The organism is Bacillus sp. B15-48 (assembly GCF_016879755.1).
Lineage (GTDB): Bacteria > Bacillota > Bacilli > Bacillales > Cytobacillaceae > Mesobacillus_B.
Genome location: NZ_WOFU01000003.1, coordinates 290,644 through 311,645, shown reverse-complemented (window position 1 = coordinate 311,645; position 21,002 = coordinate 290,644). Strand labels below are relative to the sequence as shown.

Below are 21,002 nucleotides of genomic sequence, written 5' to 3'. Positions count from 1 at the left end.
TACGCATCCTTGCTTTTTTTGTTACCCGTATGGACGTGGTATAATTTTAAAGAAGAGGAGCGAACGAAATAAAAAATTCTGCCCTCACGTAATAGCAATAGAAAAAACACGGTTTTTAAAGTTTAACCCATTTAGGAGAGAACAGCTTTGAGAAAAATCTATTTAAATGGAAATATCTATACATTCAATTCCAATAAACCAAGAGTACGAGCGGTTGTCGTTGAAAAGGGTCGTTTCGTTGATATGGGCTCTACTGAAGAGATGCTGCTTCAATGGGGTCGATCTGCTCATACCATTGATTTAGAAGGAAAAACGGCTACTCCAGGATTAATTGATAGTCATTTGCATCTTTCAATCATTGCAGGTCAGTTTATTCATTTAGATTTAACGGGGATTCATTCTAAACGTGAAATGCTCAAAAAACTGAAAGAAAAGGCCGAGCAGCTAGAAACTGGAAAATGGCTAGTAGGTAGTGGTTGGGATGATAATTTATTTACAGATGGGGGAATCCCAACGATTAGTGAATTGGACCATGTCGTTCCTGCTAACCCACTTTTCATTGGCAGAGTATGTCAACATGCAGCACTTGTTAATTGCAAAGCATTAGAAGTTAGCGGTTTCCATGTGGGTATGACCGTTCCAGAAGGAGGAACCGTTGTTTTAGATGATAGTACGAAACAACCAACTGGGCTTTTGCTTGAATCGGCGATGGATCTTATTAAAGAGCATATTCCCTCACATTCTTATGACACTTGGAAAGAAGCGATGCGCAAAACGATTCATTTTGCGATCGGAAAAGGGTTAACAAGTGTTCATACGAATGACCCTCTATATTTAGGGGGACTTAAGCAAACGTGGAACATTTTTGATGAACTTTTAAACGGAGAACAACTAGGGTTGCGAAGCAATCTATTAATTAACCATGAATTTTTACCTGATTTAAAAGAATTAGGGATGTACACAGGATATGGGAATGATACTTTGCAAATCGGCGCAGTGAAAATGTTTGCTGACGGGGCATTTGGCAGAAGAACAGCTCTATTATCAGAGCCTTATAGCGATGCACCTGGTCAATATGGTGAAGCGATGTATAATCAAGAACAACTGTCCGAAATCATCAGACAAACGCGTGATTTGGACATGCCAATAGCTGCTCATACGATTGGTGACAAAGCGTTAGAAAATGTGCTAGATGTGTTGGATCAATTTCCGGTGACTTCCTATCGTGACCGTTTCATCCATACGCAAGTGCTTCGCGAGGACCTTATTTCACGCCTTGCTCACCCAAACCGAATTGCCGATATCCAACCGCGTTTTGTCGCAAGTGATTTCCCGTGGGTAGAGAAGCGGCTTGGAAAAGACAGAATCAAGCTTTCTTATGCATGGAAATCCTTAATCGATTCCGGAGTCATTTGTGCCGGAGGTTCCGACGCGCCAGTAGAACCAGTTGATCCATTGCTTGGAATTCATGCGGCTCTTACTCGGAAAAAACCAGGGCAAACACATAGCTTTTATCCGGAACAGAAACTTTCGATGAGAGAAGCGTTCCGATTGTTTACCGAACTTGGTGCCTATCCGACCAATGAAGAGACCGTAAAAGGGACAATTGCTCGCGGGAAATTGGCTGATATGACGGTTTTTTCAACTAATCCATTTACGATGGAAGATGCTGATGAACTATTAACAACCGAAATTGAAATGACGATTATCGGAGGAGAAATTAAATATAGGAAATAGCATAATAACCCCTGCTTAAAAATTTTTTTTACAATCGTCTATAAAAAGCATAAATTTGCCCTTTTAAAAAAATAAATGGTTACGAAGCTTTATTAAGCATTCAGTGGGAAAAATCCCACTGAATGGTCAAGTTTTATTATTGATAGCTTTGATTTTGGTTATTAGAACTCATTTGTCCAGATTGTCCAGATTGTCCAGATTGTCCTTGTTGCTGTTGCTGTTGCTGTTGTTGTAATTGTTGCTGTGATTGATTAATTTGTTGGGTAATTTGATTTAACATATTCACTGATTGTAATGATTGCTCAACACTTGTTAGCATTTGCGTAGCTTGATGAATGGATTGCTGCAGCTGCTGGAATGTTTTTTGTTGTTGTTGTTGAGCTTGCGAACTAAACTGTTGCATTTGTTTTAGCAATTCGTTCGGTTGTTGTTGATTTTGTCCGGATGAAGTCATCGAATATTGCTGACCCTCTGTATTATATTGACTAAGAGTACTTTGTATGGCTTGTAATTGATTTTTCAATGGAGCTAGCTCCTCACCGATCTCTGCCTCTACTTTTGCTGCCGCTACTCTTTCGATTTTTGCATCTTCAGCTGATTTTACTCTTTCCTTAATAACTTTTGTTTCTTTTTCCATACTTATTTCCTCCTTAAAATGATTTTTTAAATTAGGCTGTGTTCCTCCAGTTGCTGGAATCGGATTTTCACTCTCGTTATTATTGAGGAAGATTCCGATTACAATGGCAGAAACAACAACTATGAGGAATAACATTCCGAAAATGGTAATGCACCTCCAACGGTAGCTACTCGCAAACTTGCCAAGTAGACAAACATATTATCTATCGAGCCACCTCTTTTATTACGGAAGATATTCCCAATTTCAAAAATGATAAAAGATATAAATAAGAAAGGAGAAAAACTCATTCCATTCTTTGTTAAAGGCGTACGGATATTTTTTTTTCATGCATCAAATAATACTAATATTGATTGATTCTTAAAACGATTGAGAGGGGATAGCAATGAAGGTGAAAAAAATGATTGCACTCTTTTTAGCCGTAATTTTAATGAGCTGTCCATTTTCAATGAACGTTGAAGCCACCTCAGCTAGAGGAGCAATCTTAATGGAACAGGATTCCGGAAGGGTACTTTATGATAAAAACGCCCATACCGAAATGCGAATTGCTAGTATCACGAAAATTATGACAGCAATTCTGGCGATTGAATCTGGGAAGCTTGATGAATATGTAACCGTTAGTAAGAGGGCAGCGTACACGGAAGGTTCATCGATTTATCTTCAACCTAAACAAAAGATAAAGCTTCGAGATTTAACTTACGGTTTGATGCTACGATCTGGAAATGATGCGGCAGTAGCGATTGCAGAACATGTCAGCGACGACTTGGACAACTTTGTTAAAGAAATGAATAAAAAAGCAGCTGAAATCGGAATGAAGAATACGATTTTTGCTAATCCACATGGTTTAGATGATCATGAAAACCATTACTCGACCGCCTATGATATGGCGCTATTAACACGTTATGCGATGAAGAATCCGACTTATAGAGAAATTTCGGCAACGAAAAAATATGCTTATGAGGATAAAGGGCGGGCTAAATACATTTGGAGAAATAAAAATAAGCTATTAACGCAGCTGTATCCATCTTCAACTGGTGGTAAAACAGGATACACAAAAAGAGCGAAAAGGACATTGGTTTCAACGGCCAGCAAAAACGGTTTAAACTTAATTGCTGTAACGATTAACGACGGAAACGATTGGCAGGATCATATTCATTTATTTGAGCACGCATTTAGTAAATATAAACAAGTGGAGATTATTAATAAAGAAGAGGCAGAATTTACACATGCGGATGTCCTTGGTGGCCTAGAACTAAAAGAGGACATCGTTTATCCGTTAACCGAAAATGAAATAGATAAACTTTCTGTTTCCATTCAACTTTTTAAAGGAAAGGCCGTTAAGAAAGCACGAAACTCTGATAAGTCAGTCGGAAAAGTAAAAGTTTTTCTTGAAGAGGAACAAATTGGTGAGGCAAATCTGTATTCTAAAACGATAAAGCAAGAAGAGGATCAGACATGGACTGAAAAACTAAAGAAATGGTTGGATTAAAAAAGGGACGAGATTAAACTCTTGTCCCACATTTATGTTCACTATTAAGATCAACCTACAATCGGGAGATCTTTTGGAATTTGCAGTTTATTTAAAATCGAATTTGTTTGTTGGTCTTGGAAAATTTTCTCTAATAGAGAAGAGATTAATTCTTCTGTATCATCACTTTTAATATTCCCCACCATTGCTACCCATGAGTCTGCTTGTTCTTTAAGAAATTTCAATGTGTAAACTTTTTTCTCCTTCGTGACGATAAAGCGAATATCGCTTTCATTTACATATTTAACAATGACTTCATTTTCCAAAGAATCTCCCCCTTAATTCTTTAAAGAGTTTACCATATGTAAATCACAAGTCGAATCTAGTTTAAAATATTCTCTATTTACCAAAAAAATGTAAACTAGCGACCTTTTCTTTGCTAATTGTAACAAAATTAAAATCGAATTTGTAGTAGATTTGTAATAAAAAATGAGATTTGTAATAAAGAAATAAAATTTGATATTCCCACTACTTATGCAGTTTTTAAGAGAAAAAGAAAGAAAACAAGCAAGAAAAGAGGATATAAACGCTTTCATTATTGTTTTGTAAAAGAGTGAAAATGTGATAGAGTTTTTTTATCTTTAACGGCTCGACTTTGATGAGAGTTCAAAGTCAAAAATAAATTAGAAGAGGTGTTTTTGTTTGAAAGTCCATTCACTAAAAGAACAATGGTTTGGCAATATCAAGGGCGATGTTCTTGCAGGGATTGTTGTCGCTTTGGCGCTCATTCCTGAAGCAATCGCGTTTTCGATTATTGCAGGTGTCGATCCAATGGTTGGGTTGTACGCTTCATTTTGTATTGCAGTTGTCATTGCTTTTGTCGGTGGTAGACCGGGAATGATATCAGCCGCAACGGGAGCTATGGCGTTATTAATGATTACATTGGTCGCTGACCATGGGGTGCAATACTTGTTTGCGGCCACAATCTTAACAGGGGTTATACAAATTTTATTTGGTGTGTTTAAAGTAGCAAAGTATATGAAATTTATCCCACGATCAGTTATGATTGGCTTTGTAAATGCGTTAGCTATCTTGATTTTTATGGCCCAATTAGAGCAATTTGTCGGTGCGACATGGATTATGTATGCAATGGTTGTTGGGGCGCTAGCGATTATTTATCTACTTCCAAGAATCACAAAAGCTGTTCCGTCTCCATTGGTGGCGATTATCGTCATTACATTGATTGCAATGATGACAAATACTGGGGTAAAAACAGTGGGAGATATGGGGGCAATCTCATCTTCTTTTCCAGCATTCTTTATCCCAAGTGTTCCTTTTAATCTAGAAACCTTACAAATTATTTTTCCATATGCATTTGCTTTATCGATTGTTGGACTTCTCGAATCGTTATTAACTGCATCAATCGTCGATGATATGACCGATACGAATAGCGATAAAAATAAAGAGGCGAGAGGACAGGGGATTGCTAACATCATTACTGGCTTTTTCGGTGGAATGGCAGGATGTGCAATGATTGGGCAATCTGTCATTAACGTGAAATCGGGCGGAAGAGGTCGTTTGTCTACATTAGTTGCTGGTCTGTTCTTGTTATTTTTAATTATGGTGCTAGGAAATGTCGTTGTTCAAATCCCAATGGCTGCGCTCGTTGGCGTAATGATCATGGTTTCAATTGGTACGTTTGATTGGTCATCCTTAAAAGGCTTGGCAAAGGCACCAGTGACCGATTCAATTGTCATGGTTGTAACGACTGTAACGACTGTCGTAACGCATGATTTGTCCAAGGGTGTTTTTGCGGGAATTATTTTAAGTGCGATCTTCTTTGTCGCTAAAATTTCTCGGGTAAAAGTTTCCTCAACGTTGGAAGGCGACAAAAAGGTTTATTCTGTCAAAGGACAGGTATTCTTTGCTTCTGTTGATGAACTTGTTGCAGCTTTCGATTTTATTGATGATGTGAAGGAAGTTGAAATTGATTTTTCACAAGCGCATATTTGGGACGATTCCGCTGTCGCTGCTGTTGACAAAATCGTTTTAAAGCTAAGAGATAATGGGAAAAATGTCCGGTTAACTGGATTGAATACTCCTAGTTCGAATTTAATTGAACGATTAGCTGTACACCACAAAACGGGGGCAAAATTATCCGGACATTAAAGGCACGTGTTACACGTGCTTTTTTCTACATATGTTTTAGAGGAGTGAATGAATTGTTTAAGAATATTATGCTTGCTTACGATGGGTCTGAACATGCGTTTAGGGCGGCTGAAAAAGTAGCGTCTCTCGCAAAGAATATGGAAGAATCAGAGATTACCATCGTTTATGTTATTGATAGTGCTGCTTCAAAAGGCGATGTTCTTCATTATCCTTCTAAAGAATTGATTCAAGAGACGAGAAAGCGGCGTTTGAAAAAAGTAGAGGATTTTCTAGAGCAACAAGGAATCATTTATAAACATGAGATTTTGTACGGAGAAGCTCCAGAGAAAATTGTTCGTTATGCAAATTCACATGACTTTGACTTAGTGGCTGTCGGTAGTCGCGGCTTAAATGCACTTCAGGAAATGGTTTTAGGTAGTGTAAGCCATAAAGTAGCGAAACGTGTAAAAGCACCTGTTATGATTATAAAATAATAACATGATAATCTTTGAGATAATTACGTTAATGACCAACGGGGACAGAGTGTAAACATCTGTCCCCGTTTCCTATTATTTTTTCTTATCTTTGCGATCCTTTTTATCCTTACGGTCATCCTTCTTATCTTTGCGACCCTTCTTACGTTTACGGTCGTCCTTCTTATCTTTGCGATCTTTCTTCCGCTTTCGGTCATCCTTCTTATCTTTGCGATCCTTCTTACGCTTACGGTCGTCCTTCTTATCTTTGCGATCCTTTTTGTCTTTACGATCGTCCTTCTTATCTTTGCGGTCTTTTTTGTCTTTACGGTCGTCCTTCTTATCTTTGCGATCCTTCTTACGCTTACGGTCGTCCTTCTTGTCTTTACGATCCTTTTTGTCCTTACGGTCGTCCTTCTTATCTTTGCGATCCTTTTTGTCTTTACGATCGTCCTTCTTATCTTTGCGGTCTTTTTTGTCTTTACGATCGTCCTTCTTATCTTTACGATCCTTTTTGTCCTTGCGGTCGTCCTTCTTATCTTTACGATCCTTTTTGTCCTTACGGTCATCCTTCTTATCTTTACGATCCTTTTTGTCCTTGCGGTCGTCCTTCTTATCTTTACGATCCTTTTTGTCCTTACGGTCATCCTTCTTATCTTTGCGATCCTTTTTGTCCTTACGGTCATCCTTCTTATCTTTGCGATCTTTTTTGTCCTTACGGTCATCCTTCTTATCTTTGCGATCTTTTTTGTCCTTACGGTCATCCTTCTTATCTTTGCGATCTTTTTTGTCCTTACGGTCATCCTTCTTATCTTTGCGATCCTTCTTGTCCTTCAGATCTTTATCATCTTTTTTATCCTTCACTTTTGTCCCTTCTTTCTCTTTTTTTCGTTTTTTCTCTTTTTTGTCCTGCCTATCTTCGCGATCTTTCTTATCCGTTTCTAGACTTATTTCTTTCTGTGCTGTATTGTCTGCTGCAGAATCTGTTCCCATTTCTATTTCATTACTTGAAGGTACATCGTTCACTTCGGTATCAGCGTCTGTAGGTGTAGTAGTAATCGAAGCAAATCTTGATTTCTCCCAAACTTCTAGGAGTTCAGAACTAACTCTCTCCCAATTGTACTGAGAAATAGCAAGCTCTCTGCCTTTCTCTCCCATTTTCTTTTGCAAAGACTTGTCTGATAAAATTTGTGCAATCTTTTCCTCAAAACCGTGAGGGTCTTCTGGATTCTCAACGATAAGACCGTTTTCTCCCGCAAGAATGACTTCAGGATTTCCGCCTCTAGCTGTTGTAACGATGGGGAGACCTGCGGCCATTGCTTCATAATGAACACGGGCTAAAGGCTCTTGCCAGATTGAAGTACAGACAAAAATATCAGCGGCAGCGAACCAGTTCTGAATTTCACTCGGTGAAACGAACCCAGTCGTTACGACTGGAACTGGTAAACGATTTGCTAATGCTCTTACATAGGCCACATAATCAGTAATTTCATCTTGACTGAACCACTTACTGCCGACAATGACTAAAGCAAGGTTTTTGTATTTTTTTGAAAGAGCAGGAATCGCTCTTACTAAACGATCAACCCCTTTGTTATGTGAAAGTCGACCGGAGAATAAAATGACCGTTTTATTTTCTAATCCATGTGTTTTGCGAATTTCATTGCGAATTTTGGTCATTTTCGGGTCTTTTCCTGGTAAAAAACGAGTAGAGTCTACCCCCGAATAAATCGTGCGGAGTTTAGTTGACGCCTGTGGATAAAGTCCATTTATGACTCCTCCTACATAATCACTAACTGTAACAATGTTTGAAACTTCTTCTAGGGCTGAAATCGCTTCTTCTCGACTAATTTTTTCTGGATTAAACATATCATTGTGCATGCTTAGCGTTATTTTGGCATTAGGTGCTGCATTTCGTACCGGGAGAACTAAACGTGGACGATTGAATATGTGAATAAGGTCGAATTGATTGGCTTTAACAAATTGAGCGACGCCATCTCGGTAGACTTCAAAGATGCCCCCTGGAATCCGAACATAGCGAATGCCTTCAATGATTTCTTCTTCAGGGAGGGATGGATCGCTTTTCCCTAAAACAGTAATATCATGTGATTTCTTTAAATAGGGGAGGGTACCAGCAATATAGGTTTGAATTGCCCCGCCCAATACAGGAGGTACAGGAAGTTTCTCAGTACAAATCATTAGTATTCTCAACGTTATTCCACCCCTTTCCAATCATCTTTAATTTCAGCTAAAACTGGCCATTTTGTTTGGTCGGTATTAACAATGGTTTGAATTAGAGCTGTTGCTTGGTCGTCTAAGAAGATTTCAGGTTCATAAACGACTTCTTTTATATTTTTATAAAATTCATTTGGCATCGCTAAATCAATCATTAATAGTTCATAAACTTCACCAGAGATTGGATTTTCCTCATGATAAGCTTTAATCATTTCTCTTACCCATGTTGCATCCCATTGGTACAGATCGGCCATTGTGCCAGTGATCAGCTTGCGCAAATCACGAATAGGAATATCAAATGCCACGCCATCAAGATCAATAATCCACATGCCATTAGGCCCCATTTGACCGTTGGACCAACCATAATCTTGGTGGACTAACCCCCAATATTCCATGCCTTTTTGCGCTAGCATATAATAGCTAGATTGATTTAATCTTTCTAAGCCTTCTTTTGCATGTCCTTCAAAGACATCAATCACATTCAATAGATGAGCACTTGCTGGCATCTCGCTGTAGGCGTTAGCGATGTTGCGGAACCACTCCATTTTACGAATCACTTTTTGATAATCTTTAGGCCATTTGTGGATTCGTGAAGCGACTTCTGCTTCGTATGGGGGAATATAACCTGTGCTTAAACGGTGGAACTTTCCTAGAGCCGCACAAAGCAATTTTGCACCTTCTAAATCTTTTGTTACCTGATATAAAGGTTCAATCCATTCTGCCACAAACCATAATTTCCCACCAGCCTCAACATAATCAGCTCCATCTTTCGTCTGAACGATTGGTGGTACATTCGCCTTTTGATCAAGAACTAAATAATTTTGCGCACCTAAGCTAAATAGACTTCTCGTTGGCCGACGGTGTAATAATTTTAAGCTTTTTGGTCCTTTATTTGTTTCAAGTTGCCAAATAGCTCCGCCTTTGTCATGCTTTGTTGTTACAATTTGGATGCTTTGAACGGAGAAATCGTAATGTTGAAGAACCTGTTCACCGATTTGGTTAATATACTCAGGTACATAGAATTCATCCGTCTGTCCTTCCATGCTCCAAGGTTCGATTAAAACCTTATCCATATCATCCCTCCTAGTTATAGTTAAAAGTAATTGTTACTGTAAAAAGCAAGTTTGATTATGATCATCTGTGGCTGCTTATTTATCGCAGATTAGCTGAAAGTAAAAACCCCTCTGATGGAAGTTTCGCTTTATGATCAATCAAGAGATATTGTGAAGTTCTATACAAGGTGCAATCATCAGAAGTTGACACAGAAACAATACTTTAAATTAACTTATGTATTCTTCGAAGGAATGTATGGACATGTACACTAAGTTGAGGGTTTTATTGTGAAAATATTGGTAATGCCTATGTCAGTCGGGGGAGGGAGCAGCAGTGGAAAATGTTTTCTTGAACTAGGACAGACTACTTATACGTTTTAATAAATGTTTCATATCCATATTTCAAGATGTGTTTTAAGGGAAAATGATAACTGGATAATGTAGAAAGGAGGTGCATTCATGAAGACTACTTTCAAACCTATATTTGTCACCGGTTGTGCAGGCTTTATCGGTTTTCATTTATCGAAACGATTACTAGATGAAGGGTTTCACGTATTAGGAATTGATAATATGAATGATTACTATAATGTCCGTTTAAAACAAGACAGATTAAGTCTTTTACAAAAACATCCAAATTTTATTTTTGTAAAAGGATCCATTGAAAATTTAGAACTGTTGGAAAGTCTTTTCGATCAGTATAAGTTTGAGATTGTGATCCATTTAGCAGCTCAGGCCGGAGTAAGGTACAGTCTAACCAATCCCCACATCTATATTCAATCCAATCTCGTAGGTTTTGCCAATATTCTCGAATGTTGTAAAAACCATCAAATTAAGCATTTGATCTACGCATCCTCAAGTTCTGTATATGGAGAGAACGAAAAAATCCCATTTTCTGTTTCTGATCGTGTTGATCGCCCGATTAGTTTATATGCAGCTACGAAAAAGTCAAATGAACTGATGGCTTATACGTATAGTCATTTATATGATTTACCAACGACTGGTTTACGCTTTTTCACGGTATATGGACCATGGGGAAGACCTGATATGGCGTTGTTTACTTTTACAGATGCAATCATGAAACAAGAGCCTATTGAGATTTATAATTATGGAGATATGAAACGAGATTTCACCTATATTGATGATGTAATCGAATCCGTCTATCGCTTAATGAAGAAAGCCCCGCCGACAGACTCTTTCTCTCCATATAAAATTTATAACATCGGTAATAATCGTCCGGTTCAATTACATGATTTTATTCAAGTACTTGAAGCGCATTTGGGGAAGAAAGCAATTAAAAAATTTTTACCGCTTCAGTCCGGGGATGTTCCTGAGACATTTGCGGAAATTGACGATTTAGTAAAAGATATTCAATATAAACCGAAGGTCTCAATTAATAAAGGGGTCGAGAAGTTTGTGGAATGGTATAAAGACTATTACAAACTCTCGTAATAAATTTGTCGAAAAATTTATTTTTACCCACATAAACACTTGAAATATGTGGGTTTTGCGCTCGTTTTTGTCGAATTGAAAGTATTTTAGTGTTTAAAATTTTAGAAAAATAGATTATGATATTATTCAAAGTTCAAACGTAATCTATAATTTAATATTTTGGTTTAAAAGTGCCCAATGCTTAAATGCTTGGGATAATAGGGAAATCGGTGAAAGTCCGATGCAGCCCCCGCTACTGTAAAGCTGATGAAATTGTCATAACCACTGGTTTAATTACTGGGAAGGGACAAGAGTAAAACGAAGCGAAGCCAGGAGACCTGCTTTTAAAACATGTGTGAATCTCATTCGGAGGGAATGATGAAGCAATCAAGTGCTATTAGCTGCACGGATGTGTATTTAAAATTGGCTTGGCTTCTCAAAACCTTAACTCGATGAGTTAAGGTTTTTTTATTTCCCTCTAATTTAAAGGAGGAAGTTTAATATGACAACTTGGGATTTGAAAGGAATGAGTACGCATTTATTCATCTGCAACGGAAGCAGTTGTATGAGAAAAGGTGGAGAGGAACTGACTCAAGCGATTCGTAATGAAATTGAGTTATTACAATTAGACGAACAAATCCATACAACACGTACACGCTGCAATGGTCGGTGCCAAGATGCCTGCATTGTCATTTCTTACCCTGAAGGGGTTTGGTACCGAGTCGAATCTCCAGAAATCGGTCGGCAAATTGTTCGTGATCAGAACGAACAGAGTCTTAACGAAAATATAATCTATCAATTCGTAAATGGGGAGATGGCAGTGAACCCAGCTTCTCGCGCACCCGTAGGGATTTCAAAGAAGAAATAGGTATAGAAGGAGATGGAGTGTGTGTCAAATAAAGGGAAACTGTTCGTAGTAGGGTTTGGCCCTGGAGATTTTAAACATATTACCCACCGTGCTGTTGAAGCACTTCAGGAAAGTGATTTTATCATTGGCTATAAAACGTATATGGATCTTATTCAAGATTTATTAGTTGACCAAACGATTATAAGTACAGGAATGACGGAAGAAGTTACACGGGCACAAGAAGCAGTAAAACAAGCGGAAAACGGGAAAAAAGTAGCTGTCATTTCAAGTGGAGACTCAGGTGTTTATGGGATGGCTGGTCTTGTTTATGAGGTGCTCATTGAAAAGGGCTGGAAGGAGGAGACAGGCGTTGAAATTGAAATTGTTCCAGGTATTTCAGCGATTAACTCTTGTGCTTCGCTACTAGGCGCACCAGTTATGCATGATTCTTGCACGATCAGCCTGAGTGATCATTTGACACCATGGGATTTAATTGCCAAACGCGTGGAAGCAGCGGCGCAAGCGGATTTTGTCATTGCCCTTTATAATCCACGGAGTGGTCGCAGAACGAGACAAATTGTCGAGGCACAGAAGATTTTACTAAAGTATCGTTCACCCAATACGCCGGTTGGTTTGGTGAAAAGTGCTTATCGCGAGCGTCAGCAGGTCGTCATTACGAATCTTGCAGAAATGTTGAACTACGAAATTGGGATGCTAACTACGGTCATCATCGGAAATTCTTCGACGTTTTTATATGACAATAAACTGATCACGCCGCGTGGCTATCAAAAAAAATACACGTTAAATGCAGAAACACAACCGTTAAAGCCGCATCAACGTCTGCAAAAGGAAGCGGAGCCGTGGGCTTTGGAGCAAGAACCGAAAGCTGAAAGTACATCGGCTGTAGCAGTGTTAACGAAAGCACCTGAGGAAAGAGACTCTTCATTTGAAATCGCGATGGATGCATTAACTCGGGTTTCAGGAATGAGTAGTCAACCATTTGAACCTGCGTTCATTCAACAAAAAATTGAATCGATTTTTGAACTAGCTGTCAGTCCTGGTGTGGCAAATAAGCAGTTTACCGCTGCGCAAATGATTGTACTTGCAGAGGTAGTTGGCGAAACAGGGACGATCGAGTACACACCAAACCATCAAATTTTGTTAAAGGTTCCAACAACGGAACCAGAAAGAATCACCGAACAATTGCAAGCAGCAGGTTTTTTGCTCTCTCCAGTTGGGAATGTAGTCACACTGAAAGCATGTGACTTTTGTGATGGCGAAAAAACGGAAGCCATTCCTTATGCAGAAGAATTGCAAAAAGTTGTAGGTGGCATGGAAATGCCAAAGGAATTGCATATCGGCTTTAATGGATGCGGGATGGTTTGTTACCGCGCCGTCATGGACGATATCGGCATCGTTTTTCGAAGAGGGAAGTTCGATTTGTTTTTAGGTGCCAAGCCAGTCGGCCGTACAGCTCATCCAGGACAGCCTGTTGCTGAAGGAATTGAACCGAAGAGGCTTGTTGAAACGATAACGAACATTGTAGAGGAGTATAAACAGAACGCTCATCCGAACGAGCGATTATTTAAATATTTCAAGCGGGCTAAGGTGCTTAACGGTTATCAATATCAAGATATCACCCCTAAAATCAAGCTAGAGCCAGCACCATGCGAGGATTAATAAGAAGGAGGGCGAAGGGAATGAAAGCTGTATTATTCGTTGGTCATGGCAGTAGGTTAGAGGCCGGAAATGAAGAGGTTCGAATTTTTATAAAAGAAATGATTCCGACGATGGACGAGAATCTAATGATTGAAACTTGCTTTCTAGAATTTGCTTCACCAACGATTTCCGAAGGAATCGCGAATTGTGTAAAAAAAGGGGCAACAGAGGTAAATGTCATCCCGATTATTTTACTGCATGCAGGTCACTCGAAACTTCATATTCCTGCTGAGATTATTGAAGCTGAAAACAAATATCCAGATGTACAATTTACATACGGTCAAACAATCGGCATTCAATCCGAAGTATTTGAGATTTTAGTCGATCGTTTAGAAGAAGTAGGTTTTGATCCGAAAGCGGAGCACCATGATACAGCCATTTTATTAATTGGTCGCGGTGGAAGTGATTCTGACGCAAATAGCGATTTTTATAAAATTACGAGATTGCTTTGGGAAAAGTTGAATGTCAAATGGGTGGAAAGTTCCTTTATGGGTGTTACTGCTCCGCTTGTAGATGAAGGGATTGAACGGTGTATTCAACTTGGTGCGAAAAAAGTTGTGATGTTGCCTTACTTTTTATTTACAGGCATCTTAATGGAACGGATGAACAAAATGGTTGCAGAGTACGAAAAAAAATATCCCGAGCATGAGTTTGTGTTAGCGAAATACTTTGGCTATCATTCAAAACTACAAACTATTTTAAAAGACCGGGTAGCGGGAGCAATCGAAGGAAAATCAAGTGGGGCGATGGATTTAGAAAACTATCGTTTGCATGTAGAGGAGCATGGGCACCATCACCACCACCACCATCATGATCACCATCATCACCATGAAGACCATCATCATCATGAACATGACCACGATGATTCTGCATTCAACGAGGTGGAAGCTGTCAAATGATTTTATTCTTGGCAGGTACAAGTGATGCGCGAGAGTTAGCGGTTGAAATAAATAAATCGGGATTAAAGGTAATTGCAACGGTCGTAACAGATTCCGCAGCGAAAAGTTTAACAGATGCAGGAATTGAGGTACGAATAGGTCGATTAACAGCTGCTGAAATGGCTGCTTTTATTAGCGATAATCGATGTAAAGCCGTTGTCGATGCGAGTCATCCATTTGCGGAGGAAGCATCCAAAAATGCACTTCAAGCTGCAAAAGAACAGAATGTTCCATATATTCGCTATGAACGGGAAAGTCAGCAATTTGAGCATGAAAACTTGGTTGTTGTTCACGATTATGAAGAGGCAGCTAAGCTTGCGGCGAAAAAAAAGGGCGTGATCATGCTCACAACAGGAAGTAAAACATTATCTATTTTCGCAAAAGAATTAGTTGGCTTAGAGAATACGAGATTGATTGCGCGCATGCTGCCTCGAGTAGACAATATGGAAAAATGTGCAGAACTCGGGATCGAGCAGAAAAATATCGTTGCAATTCAAGGGCCCTTTTCAAAAGAACTCAATAAGGCCTTATATAAACAATATGATGTGTCATTAATGATCACAAAAGAAAGCGGCAAAGTCGGTTCAGTGGATGAAAAAGTAGAAGCTGCAATGGAATGCGGAATCGAAACGATCATGATTGCTCGCCCAAATATTAAGTATCAAACGGTCTATTCTCGTTTTAAGGATGTATTACATGAATTGAAAAACCATATAATCACGAATTAGGAGGAAGGATAAAATGGATTTTAAAACGGACTTTAAACCTTTAACTGTCGACCCTGACAAAATCTATGATTATAGTTTTGCGATTATCGCTGAGGAAATGGGGGAGCACTCGTTTTCAGAAGACGAATGGAAAATCGTTCGCCGCGTTATTCACGCATCAGCTGATTTTGAACTTGGAAGAAGTGTCATCATTCATCCAGACGCGATTCGAGCAGGAGTGGAAGCAATTCGCAAAGGGAGGCATGTCATTGCTGATGTACAAATGATTGAAAGTGGCACAGGAAGAGCGCGCTTCCAAAAGCATGGGGGAGATTTACATTGTTATATTGCTGATAAAGATGTTACGGAAGAGGCAAAAAGGCAAAGTACAACAAGAGCAATCATATCGATGCAAAAAGCTGTCCGTGAAAATGAAGGAGGAATCTATGCGATTGGTAATGCACCAACAGCCCTTTTAGAACTGATTCGTTTAATAAAAGAAGGGATTGCGAAGCCAGATTTAATTATCGGGATGCCTGTCGGATTCGTTTCTGCCGCAGAATCAAAGGAGGAACTTGCTAAAATAACCGAAGTTCCTTACATCACGAATGTTGGTCGTAAAGGCGGAAGTACAGTGACGGTTGCAGCATTGAATGCGATTTCGCTCTTAGCTGACCAGGGATAAAAATGGAAAAGGCAGCGAAGAAAAAAACAGCGAATATGCGGCACGGCTATACAACTGGGGCATGCTCAACAGCTGTGACGAAAGCGGCTTTATTGACATTAATAACTGGAGAAGTTCAAGAACAAGCAACGATTCATTTACCGATCGGCCAAGATGCTACGTTTACGATTGAAACATGTGAATGGAATGGAAGCAGTGTCCGAGCGGAAACGATTAAAGATGCGGGTGATGACCCTGATGCGACTCATCAAGCATTGATTGTGTCTACGGTTAGTTGGGCAGATACACCGGGAATTCATTTGGACGGAGGAGTTGGGGTTGGGCGAGTAACGAAACCAGGCCTTCCCATCCCCGTCGGTGAAGCGGCAATCAATCCTGTGCCGCGAAAAATGATTATCACGACCGTCGAAGAAACGTTAAAAGAGTTTCAAATTAATCGTGGGGTAAAAGTCGTTATTTCCGTTCCAGATGGGGAAGAAATTGCAAAGAAAACCTTGAACGCGAGGCTTGGAATTATTGGCGGAATTTCGATATTAGGAACAAGGGGCATCGTTGTTCCTTTTTCTAGTTCTGCGTATATGGCAAGTATCGTACAGGCGATAAGCGTAGCAAAGGCTGGTGGATGTGATCATCTCGTGTTAACAACGGGTGGACGCAGTGAAAAATATGCGATGGAATTACTCCCACAATTACGTGAAGAAGCCTTTATTGAAATGGGTGATTTCGTCGGATTTTCATTAAAACAATGTAAGAAACAAGGGATAAAAAAAGTCACGCTTGTAGGCATGATGGGGAAATTCTCAAAAGTGGCCCAAGGAGTAATGATGGTTCACTCAAAAAGTGCAGCAGTTGATTTTGGCTTTTTAGCTGAAATTGCGAGGAGTGTCGGTGCGAATCGAGAGTTAATAACTGAGATTAAGAATGCAAATACGGCTTCACAGGTTGGCGATATGATGGCAGAGGCAAATCATTTTGAATTTTTTAATAAGCTTTGTCGGTATTGTTGTTATTCATCGCTTCACGATATAAAAGGTGGAATCGAACTAGAAACGGCGATTTATACGCTAAAAGGACAATTATTAGGAAGGGCTGTTGGCATTGACACGATCGATGAAACTGATTGGAATCGGAGATAATGGGAGAGCAAGTCTATTGCCAGAATATGAACAATGGATTGAGGGAAGTGAAGTGCTCGTTGGCGGTGAAAGAGTGTTATCCTTTTTCCCTAAATATCATGGGGAGAAGATTGTCATCAAGGGAGGATTGAAGGCAATAGCCGAGCGCTTGCAGCAAGAAACGCGACCAACGGTGGTCTTGGCATCAGGTGATCCGCTTTTTTACGGAATAGGCAGCTATTTAGCCGGAAAGATTGGAATTGAGGTGCATCCGTATTTAAGCTCTGTTCAATTAGCGTTTGCAAAAATGGGGGAAAGTTGGCAAGATGCTTATTTTGTTAGTGTCCATGGTCGCGAGATGAAAGGATTGGTGCAACGAATCGACGGCAAAGCCAAAGTAGCATTCCTTACAGATGCTGAAAATAGTCCGAATCGAATCGCTGAATACCTTCTTTCTTTTGGATTGACGGAGTATCGCGCATTTGTCGCGGAAAATCTCCAAGGAGTAAATGAAAAGACAGGGTGGTATGAGCTAGACGAAATGGTTGAGCACGAGTTTTCACCATTAAATGTAGTGATTTTGAAAAAGGTGGCAGATGCACCGAACTGGTCTTTGGGAATTCAGGATGAAGAGTTTTCACAACGTAAACCAGATAAAGGGTTGATTACGAAAAAGGAAATTCGCGTTTTAAGTCTTCAAGCAATGGAGTTGAAAAAAAATAGCATTGTTTGGGATATAGGGACTTGCACAGGGTCGCTTGCGATTGAAGCTGCGAAACTAGCTCCCGAAGGTCAAGTGTTTGCGATTGAAAAGAATCAAGCTGATTTAGAAAATTGTCTGCTCAATCAACGAAAGTTTCGCGTCGATTTGACAACGATTCATGGAAAAGCCCCGCAAGGATTGGAGAATTTTCCCGATCCCGATGCAATTTTTATCGGGGGAACAGGCGGGGAAATGAACGAATTGATTGAAACATGCTGTACTCGGTTGAAAGCTGACGGGAAAATCGTCCTTAATGCCGCGACAATTGAAAATTTATATCGAGCGATTGAAGCTTTTAAACAAGCTGATTTCCAAGTTTCGATAACTCAAGCACAAATATCGAAAAGTAAACCGATTTTAGACATGACACGATTTGTTCCGCTTAATCCGATTTATATTATTAGCGCAAAAAGAAAGGAAGACAAAGAATGACGAATCTTGGCACATTATACGGACTTGGAGTCGGTCCTGGCGATCCAGAATTAATTACAGTAAAGGCGTTTCGCGTGATTAAAGAGTCACCTGTAATCGCTTATCCACGGAAACGGAAAGGCAGTAAAAGCTATGCACATCAAATTATCGAAGTATACATACGCCCGGAAGAAAAGGAAATGCTTGGGCTCGTGTTTCCGATGACAAAAGATCAAGAAATATTAGATCGTGAGTGGGCAAATACAGTGGAAGTCGTTTGGCAAAAAGTGAAGGAAGGAAAAGACGTTGCTTTCGTTACCGAAGGGGACCCGCTTTTATATAGCACATTCATTCATATGATGAAATTAATGAAGGAAAAGCATCCTGAAGTCGAGATTAAGTCAATTCCTGGCATTTCGTCCTTTAATGCGTCGGCATCAAGACTAGGAATTCCATTAGCAGATGGCGATGAACATGTGGCGATTATCCCTGCTCGAGATGATTATGACGCGATGAAAAGGGCAATCGAAGACCATGATGCAATCGTATTTATTAAAGTAGCGAAAGTGATTGATTTAATGCTGACCGTTTTAAAAGATTTGGACCTGTTAGATAAAGCGTCAGTCGTCACGAAAGTAACTTCTGATGAAGAAATTATTTGGAATGTCCAAGACTTAGAAGGAGCAGAGCTTGAATACTTAACACTAATGGTGGTGAGAAAATGAGGAAAATATATATAGTTGGTGCAGGACCTGGTGACCCAGATCTAATTACGGTAAAAGGGTTAAAGATCCTCCAAACAGCAGACGTCATTTTATATACGGACTCTTTAGTAAATGAAGAGTTAATTGCGAAAGCAAAACCGGAAGCAGAAGTAGTCAAAACGGCGGGAATGCACTTAGAGGAAATCGTTGAAGTGATGGTAGACCGCGTGAATGCTGGGAAAGTCATTGCTCGGATTCATACTGGCGATCCAGCCATGTATGGAGCAATTATGGAACAAATCGTACTATTGAAAAAGGAAGAAATCAGCTATGAAATCATCCCAGGTGTCAGTTCAGTTTTTGCTTCAGCAGCGGCGATTGGTGCGGAATTGACGATTCCAGATTTAACACAGACGCTCATTTTAACAAGGGCAGAGGGACGCACTCCTGTCCCAGAATTCGAAAAATTGCGAGATTTAGCAAGTCATCATTGTACGATTGCGTTATTTTTAAGCGCGACATTAACAAAGAAAATTGTAAAAGAACTGCAAGCAGCAGGATGGGCAGACGAAACACCAGTTGCCGTTATTCAGCGAGCAACATGGCCAGATGAAAAAATTGTCCGAACAACATTGGCTCATTTAGATGAAGACATGCGTAAAAATGGCATTCGCAAACATGCGATGATTTTGGCAGGCTGGGCGTTAGATCCAAACATTCATGAGAAAGAAGAATACCGCTCAAAACTATATGATGCTGCTTTCACTCACGGATACCGTAAAGGGGTTCAGGCAAAATGATTGAATTGCAAGAAGGGATTCGACCTTCCGTTGTCCAAAAGAACGCTTATGCAGTTGTCGCCATTACAAAGCACGGTGTTGAAATAGCGAGGGAATTACATAAGGTGTTTGCCCATTCAGATGTCTATTATATGGAGAAATTTGCAAGAGGGGATGAGGAGACAAAGGAGATTCAGTTGTTTTCAGGCAGTGTCCGGATGCTATTACCAACGTTGTTTGAGAAATACAAAGGAATCATTATGATCATCTCTCTTGGGGCGGTTGTCCGCATGATTGCGCCGATTTTAAAAGATAAGAAAACAGACCCTGGAGTCGTTGTCATTGATGATCGCGGCGAAAATGTGATTAGTGTCTTATCTGGTCATATAGGCGGTGCGAATGAGTTGACACATGAAGTGGCAGCTGTGATCGGCGGGAAGGCAATCATTACCACTGCATCTGATGTACAAAAGACAATTCCGGTTGATATATTGGGTTCTCGGTTTGGCTGGGTATGGGAGTCGGATGAGAAATTGACGCCGGTGAGTGCAGCGGTTGTAAATGAGGAACATGTGGCGATTGTTCAAGAATCGGGGGAGCGCGACTGGTGGATGTACGATACACCGATTCCTGAACAATTAGTCGTTTATCCATCGATTGATGCAGCGATCGCCGCAAAACCGGCAGCTGCCTTAATTGTGACTCATCGCTTATTGTCAAGTGAGGAAGAGGTCCTTCTTCGGAATGGCGTACTGTATCGACCGAAAACAATTGTCATTGGAATCGGATGCAACCGAGGAACATCTGCTGAGGAAATTGAAGATGTCATCGTCGAAACATTGGCTGAGCTGAAACTTTCGATAAAAAGTGTGAAGGCAGTTTGCACGATTGATTTAAAAAAGGATGAGGCTGGCCTGCTTGAGGTTGTTAATAAATATGATTGGGAGTTTGTTTATTATCCGCCAGCAGAACTAAATAAGATGAAGATGGAAGCACCGTCGGAAACAGTGTTTAAGTATACAGGGGCATATGGCGTAAGTGAACCGGCTGTTCGATTATATACTGGCGCAGAGAAACTAGAACTCGTTAAGAAAAAGTCGGGAAACGTGACCATTTCTATGGGGATAATTCCGTTTTAAAGGCTTCATTTCCTTTTAAGGGA

The 21,002-nt window shown here is 39.9% G+C and carries 19 protein-coding genes and 1 riboswitch; of the genes, 15 read left to right on the top strand and 4 right to left on the bottom strand.

Annotation, left to right across the window (positions count from 1 at the left end; translation table 11 throughout):
- Nucleotides 1–147 precede the first annotated feature (147 nt).
- A complete protein-coding gene (locus GNT69_RS12065) occupies nt 148–1,737 on the top strand; it encodes an amidohydrolase (RefSeq protein ID WP_203555214.1) in 1,590 nt (529 codons plus the stop codon).
- A 136-nt stretch (nt 1,738–1,873) separates the two neighbouring features.
- Here the strand turns inward: GNT69_RS12065 and GNT69_RS12060 are convergent, their stop codons facing one another.
- A complete protein-coding gene (locus tag GNT69_RS12060) occupies nt 1,874–2,374 on the bottom strand; it encodes a hypothetical protein (RefSeq protein WP_203555213.1) in 501 nt (166 codons plus the stop codon).
- 382 nt (nt 2,375–2,756) lie between these two features.
- Between GNT69_RS12060 and GNT69_RS12055 the strand changes: the two genes are divergently transcribed.
- Nucleotides 2,757–3,860, top strand: coding sequence for a D-alanyl-D-alanine carboxypeptidase family protein (locus tag GNT69_RS12055; RefSeq protein WP_203555212.1), 1,104 nt, complete (start codon nt 2,757–2,759; stop codon nt 3,858–3,860).
- Nucleotides 3,861–3,910: 50 nt separating this feature from the next.
- Here GNT69_RS12055 and GNT69_RS12050 read toward each other — a convergent pair whose 3' ends face one another.
- Nucleotides 3,911–4,165: a hypothetical protein gene (locus GNT69_RS12050; RefSeq protein ID WP_203555211.1), complete on the bottom strand. Its 255-nt coding sequence runs from the start codon at nt 4,163–4,165 to the stop codon at nt 3,911–3,913.
- A 376-nt stretch (nt 4,166–4,541) separates the two neighbouring features.
- On the opposite strand from GNT69_RS12050, the gene GNT69_RS12045 reads away from it, so the two are divergent.
- Entirely contained in the window at nt 4,542–6,008 is a 1,467-nt protein-coding gene (locus tag GNT69_RS12045; protein WP_203555210.1) for a SulP family inorganic anion transporter, read from the top strand.
- 53 nt (nt 6,009–6,061) lie between these two features.
- Entirely contained in the window at nt 6,062–6,481 is a 420-nt protein-coding gene (locus tag GNT69_RS12040; RefSeq protein ID WP_203555209.1) for a universal stress protein, read from the top strand.
- A 75-nt stretch (nt 6,482–6,556) separates the two neighbouring features.
- Here the strand turns inward: GNT69_RS12040 and GNT69_RS26190 are convergent, their stop codons facing one another.
- Together GNT69_RS26190 and GNT69_RS12030 are read right to left on the bottom strand one after the other, a co-directional pair.
- Nucleotides 6,557–8,668, bottom strand: a complete 2,112-nt coding sequence (locus GNT69_RS26190; protein ID WP_203555208.1) for a glycosyltransferase family 4 protein — start codon at nt 8,666–8,668, stop codon at nt 6,557–6,559.
- 2 nt (nt 8,669–8,670) lie between these two features.
- Nucleotides 8,671–9,765 carry a CotS family spore coat protein gene (locus GNT69_RS12030; protein ID WP_203555207.1) on the bottom strand — a complete coding sequence of 365 codons (1,095 nt, stop codon included), beginning with the start codon at nt 9,763–9,765 and terminating at the stop codon, nt 8,671–8,673.
- 438 nt (nt 9,766–10,203) lie between these two features.
- Between GNT69_RS12030 and GNT69_RS12025 the strand changes: the two genes are divergently transcribed.
- The 11 genes from GNT69_RS12025 to GNT69_RS11975 all read left to right on the top strand — a co-directional run bounded on the left by GNT69_RS12025 (nt 10,204) and on the right by GNT69_RS11975 (nt 20,979).
- Nucleotides 10,204–11,193: an NAD-dependent epimerase gene (locus GNT69_RS12025; protein ID WP_203555206.1), complete on the top strand. Its 990-nt coding sequence runs from the start codon at nt 10,204–10,206 to the stop codon at nt 11,191–11,193.
- Between the two features lie 151 nt (nt 11,194–11,344).
- Nucleotides 11,345–11,532: riboswitch (cobalamin riboswitch) on the top strand.
- A 142-nt stretch (nt 11,533–11,674) separates the two neighbouring features.
- The gene (locus GNT69_RS12020) at nt 11,675–12,040 is read left to right on the top strand and encodes a (2Fe-2S) ferredoxin domain-containing protein (RefSeq protein WP_203555205.1); all 366 of its coding nucleotides are present in this window, start codon (nt 11,675–11,677) and stop codon (nt 12,038–12,040) included.
- Nucleotides 12,041–12,052: 12 nt separating this feature from the next.
- On the top strand, nt 12,053–13,699 hold the full coding sequence (gene cobJ / locus GNT69_RS12015; protein WP_203555204.1) for a precorrin-3B C(17)-methyltransferase: 1,647 nt from the start codon (nt 12,053–12,055) through the stop codon (nt 13,697–13,699).
- 20 nt (nt 13,700–13,719) lie between these two features.
- A complete protein-coding gene (locus GNT69_RS12010) occupies nt 13,720–14,637 on the top strand; it encodes a sirohydrochlorin chelatase (RefSeq protein WP_203555203.1) in 918 nt (305 codons plus the stop codon).
- Nucleotides 14,634–15,404 carry a cobalt-precorrin-6A reductase gene (locus tag GNT69_RS12005; RefSeq protein WP_203555202.1) on the top strand — a complete coding sequence of 257 codons (771 nt, stop codon included), beginning with the start codon at nt 14,634–14,636 and terminating at the stop codon, nt 15,402–15,404. The genes GNT69_RS12010 and GNT69_RS12005 overlap by 4 nt, the downstream gene beginning before the upstream one ends.
- 13 nt (nt 15,405–15,417) lie before the next feature.
- Nucleotides 15,418–16,068 carry a precorrin-8X methylmutase gene (locus tag GNT69_RS12000; RefSeq protein ID WP_203555201.1) on the top strand — a complete coding sequence of 217 codons (651 nt, stop codon included), beginning with the start codon at nt 15,418–15,420 and terminating at the stop codon, nt 16,066–16,068.
- A 2-nt stretch (nt 16,069–16,070) separates the two neighbouring features.
- Nucleotides 16,071–17,204, top strand: a complete 1,134-nt coding sequence (locus GNT69_RS11995; RefSeq protein WP_203555200.1) for a cobalt-precorrin-5B (C(1))-methyltransferase — start codon at nt 16,071–16,073, stop codon at nt 17,202–17,204.
- Nucleotides 17,179–18,378, top strand: a complete 1,200-nt coding sequence (gene cbiE, locus GNT69_RS11990; protein WP_203555456.1) for a precorrin-6y C5,15-methyltransferase (decarboxylating) subunit CbiE — start codon at nt 17,179–17,181, stop codon at nt 18,376–18,378. The genes GNT69_RS11995 and cbiE overlap by 26 nt, the downstream gene beginning before the upstream one ends.
- Entirely contained in the window at nt 18,375–19,082 is a 708-nt protein-coding gene (gene cobI / locus GNT69_RS11985; RefSeq protein WP_203555199.1) for a precorrin-2 C(20)-methyltransferase, read from the top strand. Before cbiE ends, cobI begins: the two co-directional genes overlap by 4 nt.
- On the top strand, nt 19,079–19,861 hold the full coding sequence (gene cobM, locus GNT69_RS11980) for a precorrin-4 C(11)-methyltransferase (RefSeq protein WP_203555198.1): 783 nt from the start codon (nt 19,079–19,081) through the stop codon (nt 19,859–19,861). Before cobI ends, cobM begins: the two co-directional genes overlap by 4 nt.
- Entirely contained in the window at nt 19,858–20,979 is a 1,122-nt protein-coding gene (locus GNT69_RS11975) for a cobalt-precorrin 5A hydrolase (protein ID WP_203555197.1), read from the top strand. The genes cobM and GNT69_RS11975 overlap by 4 nt, the downstream gene beginning before the upstream one ends.
- The last annotated feature ends 23 nt before the right edge of the window (nt 20,980–21,002 follow it).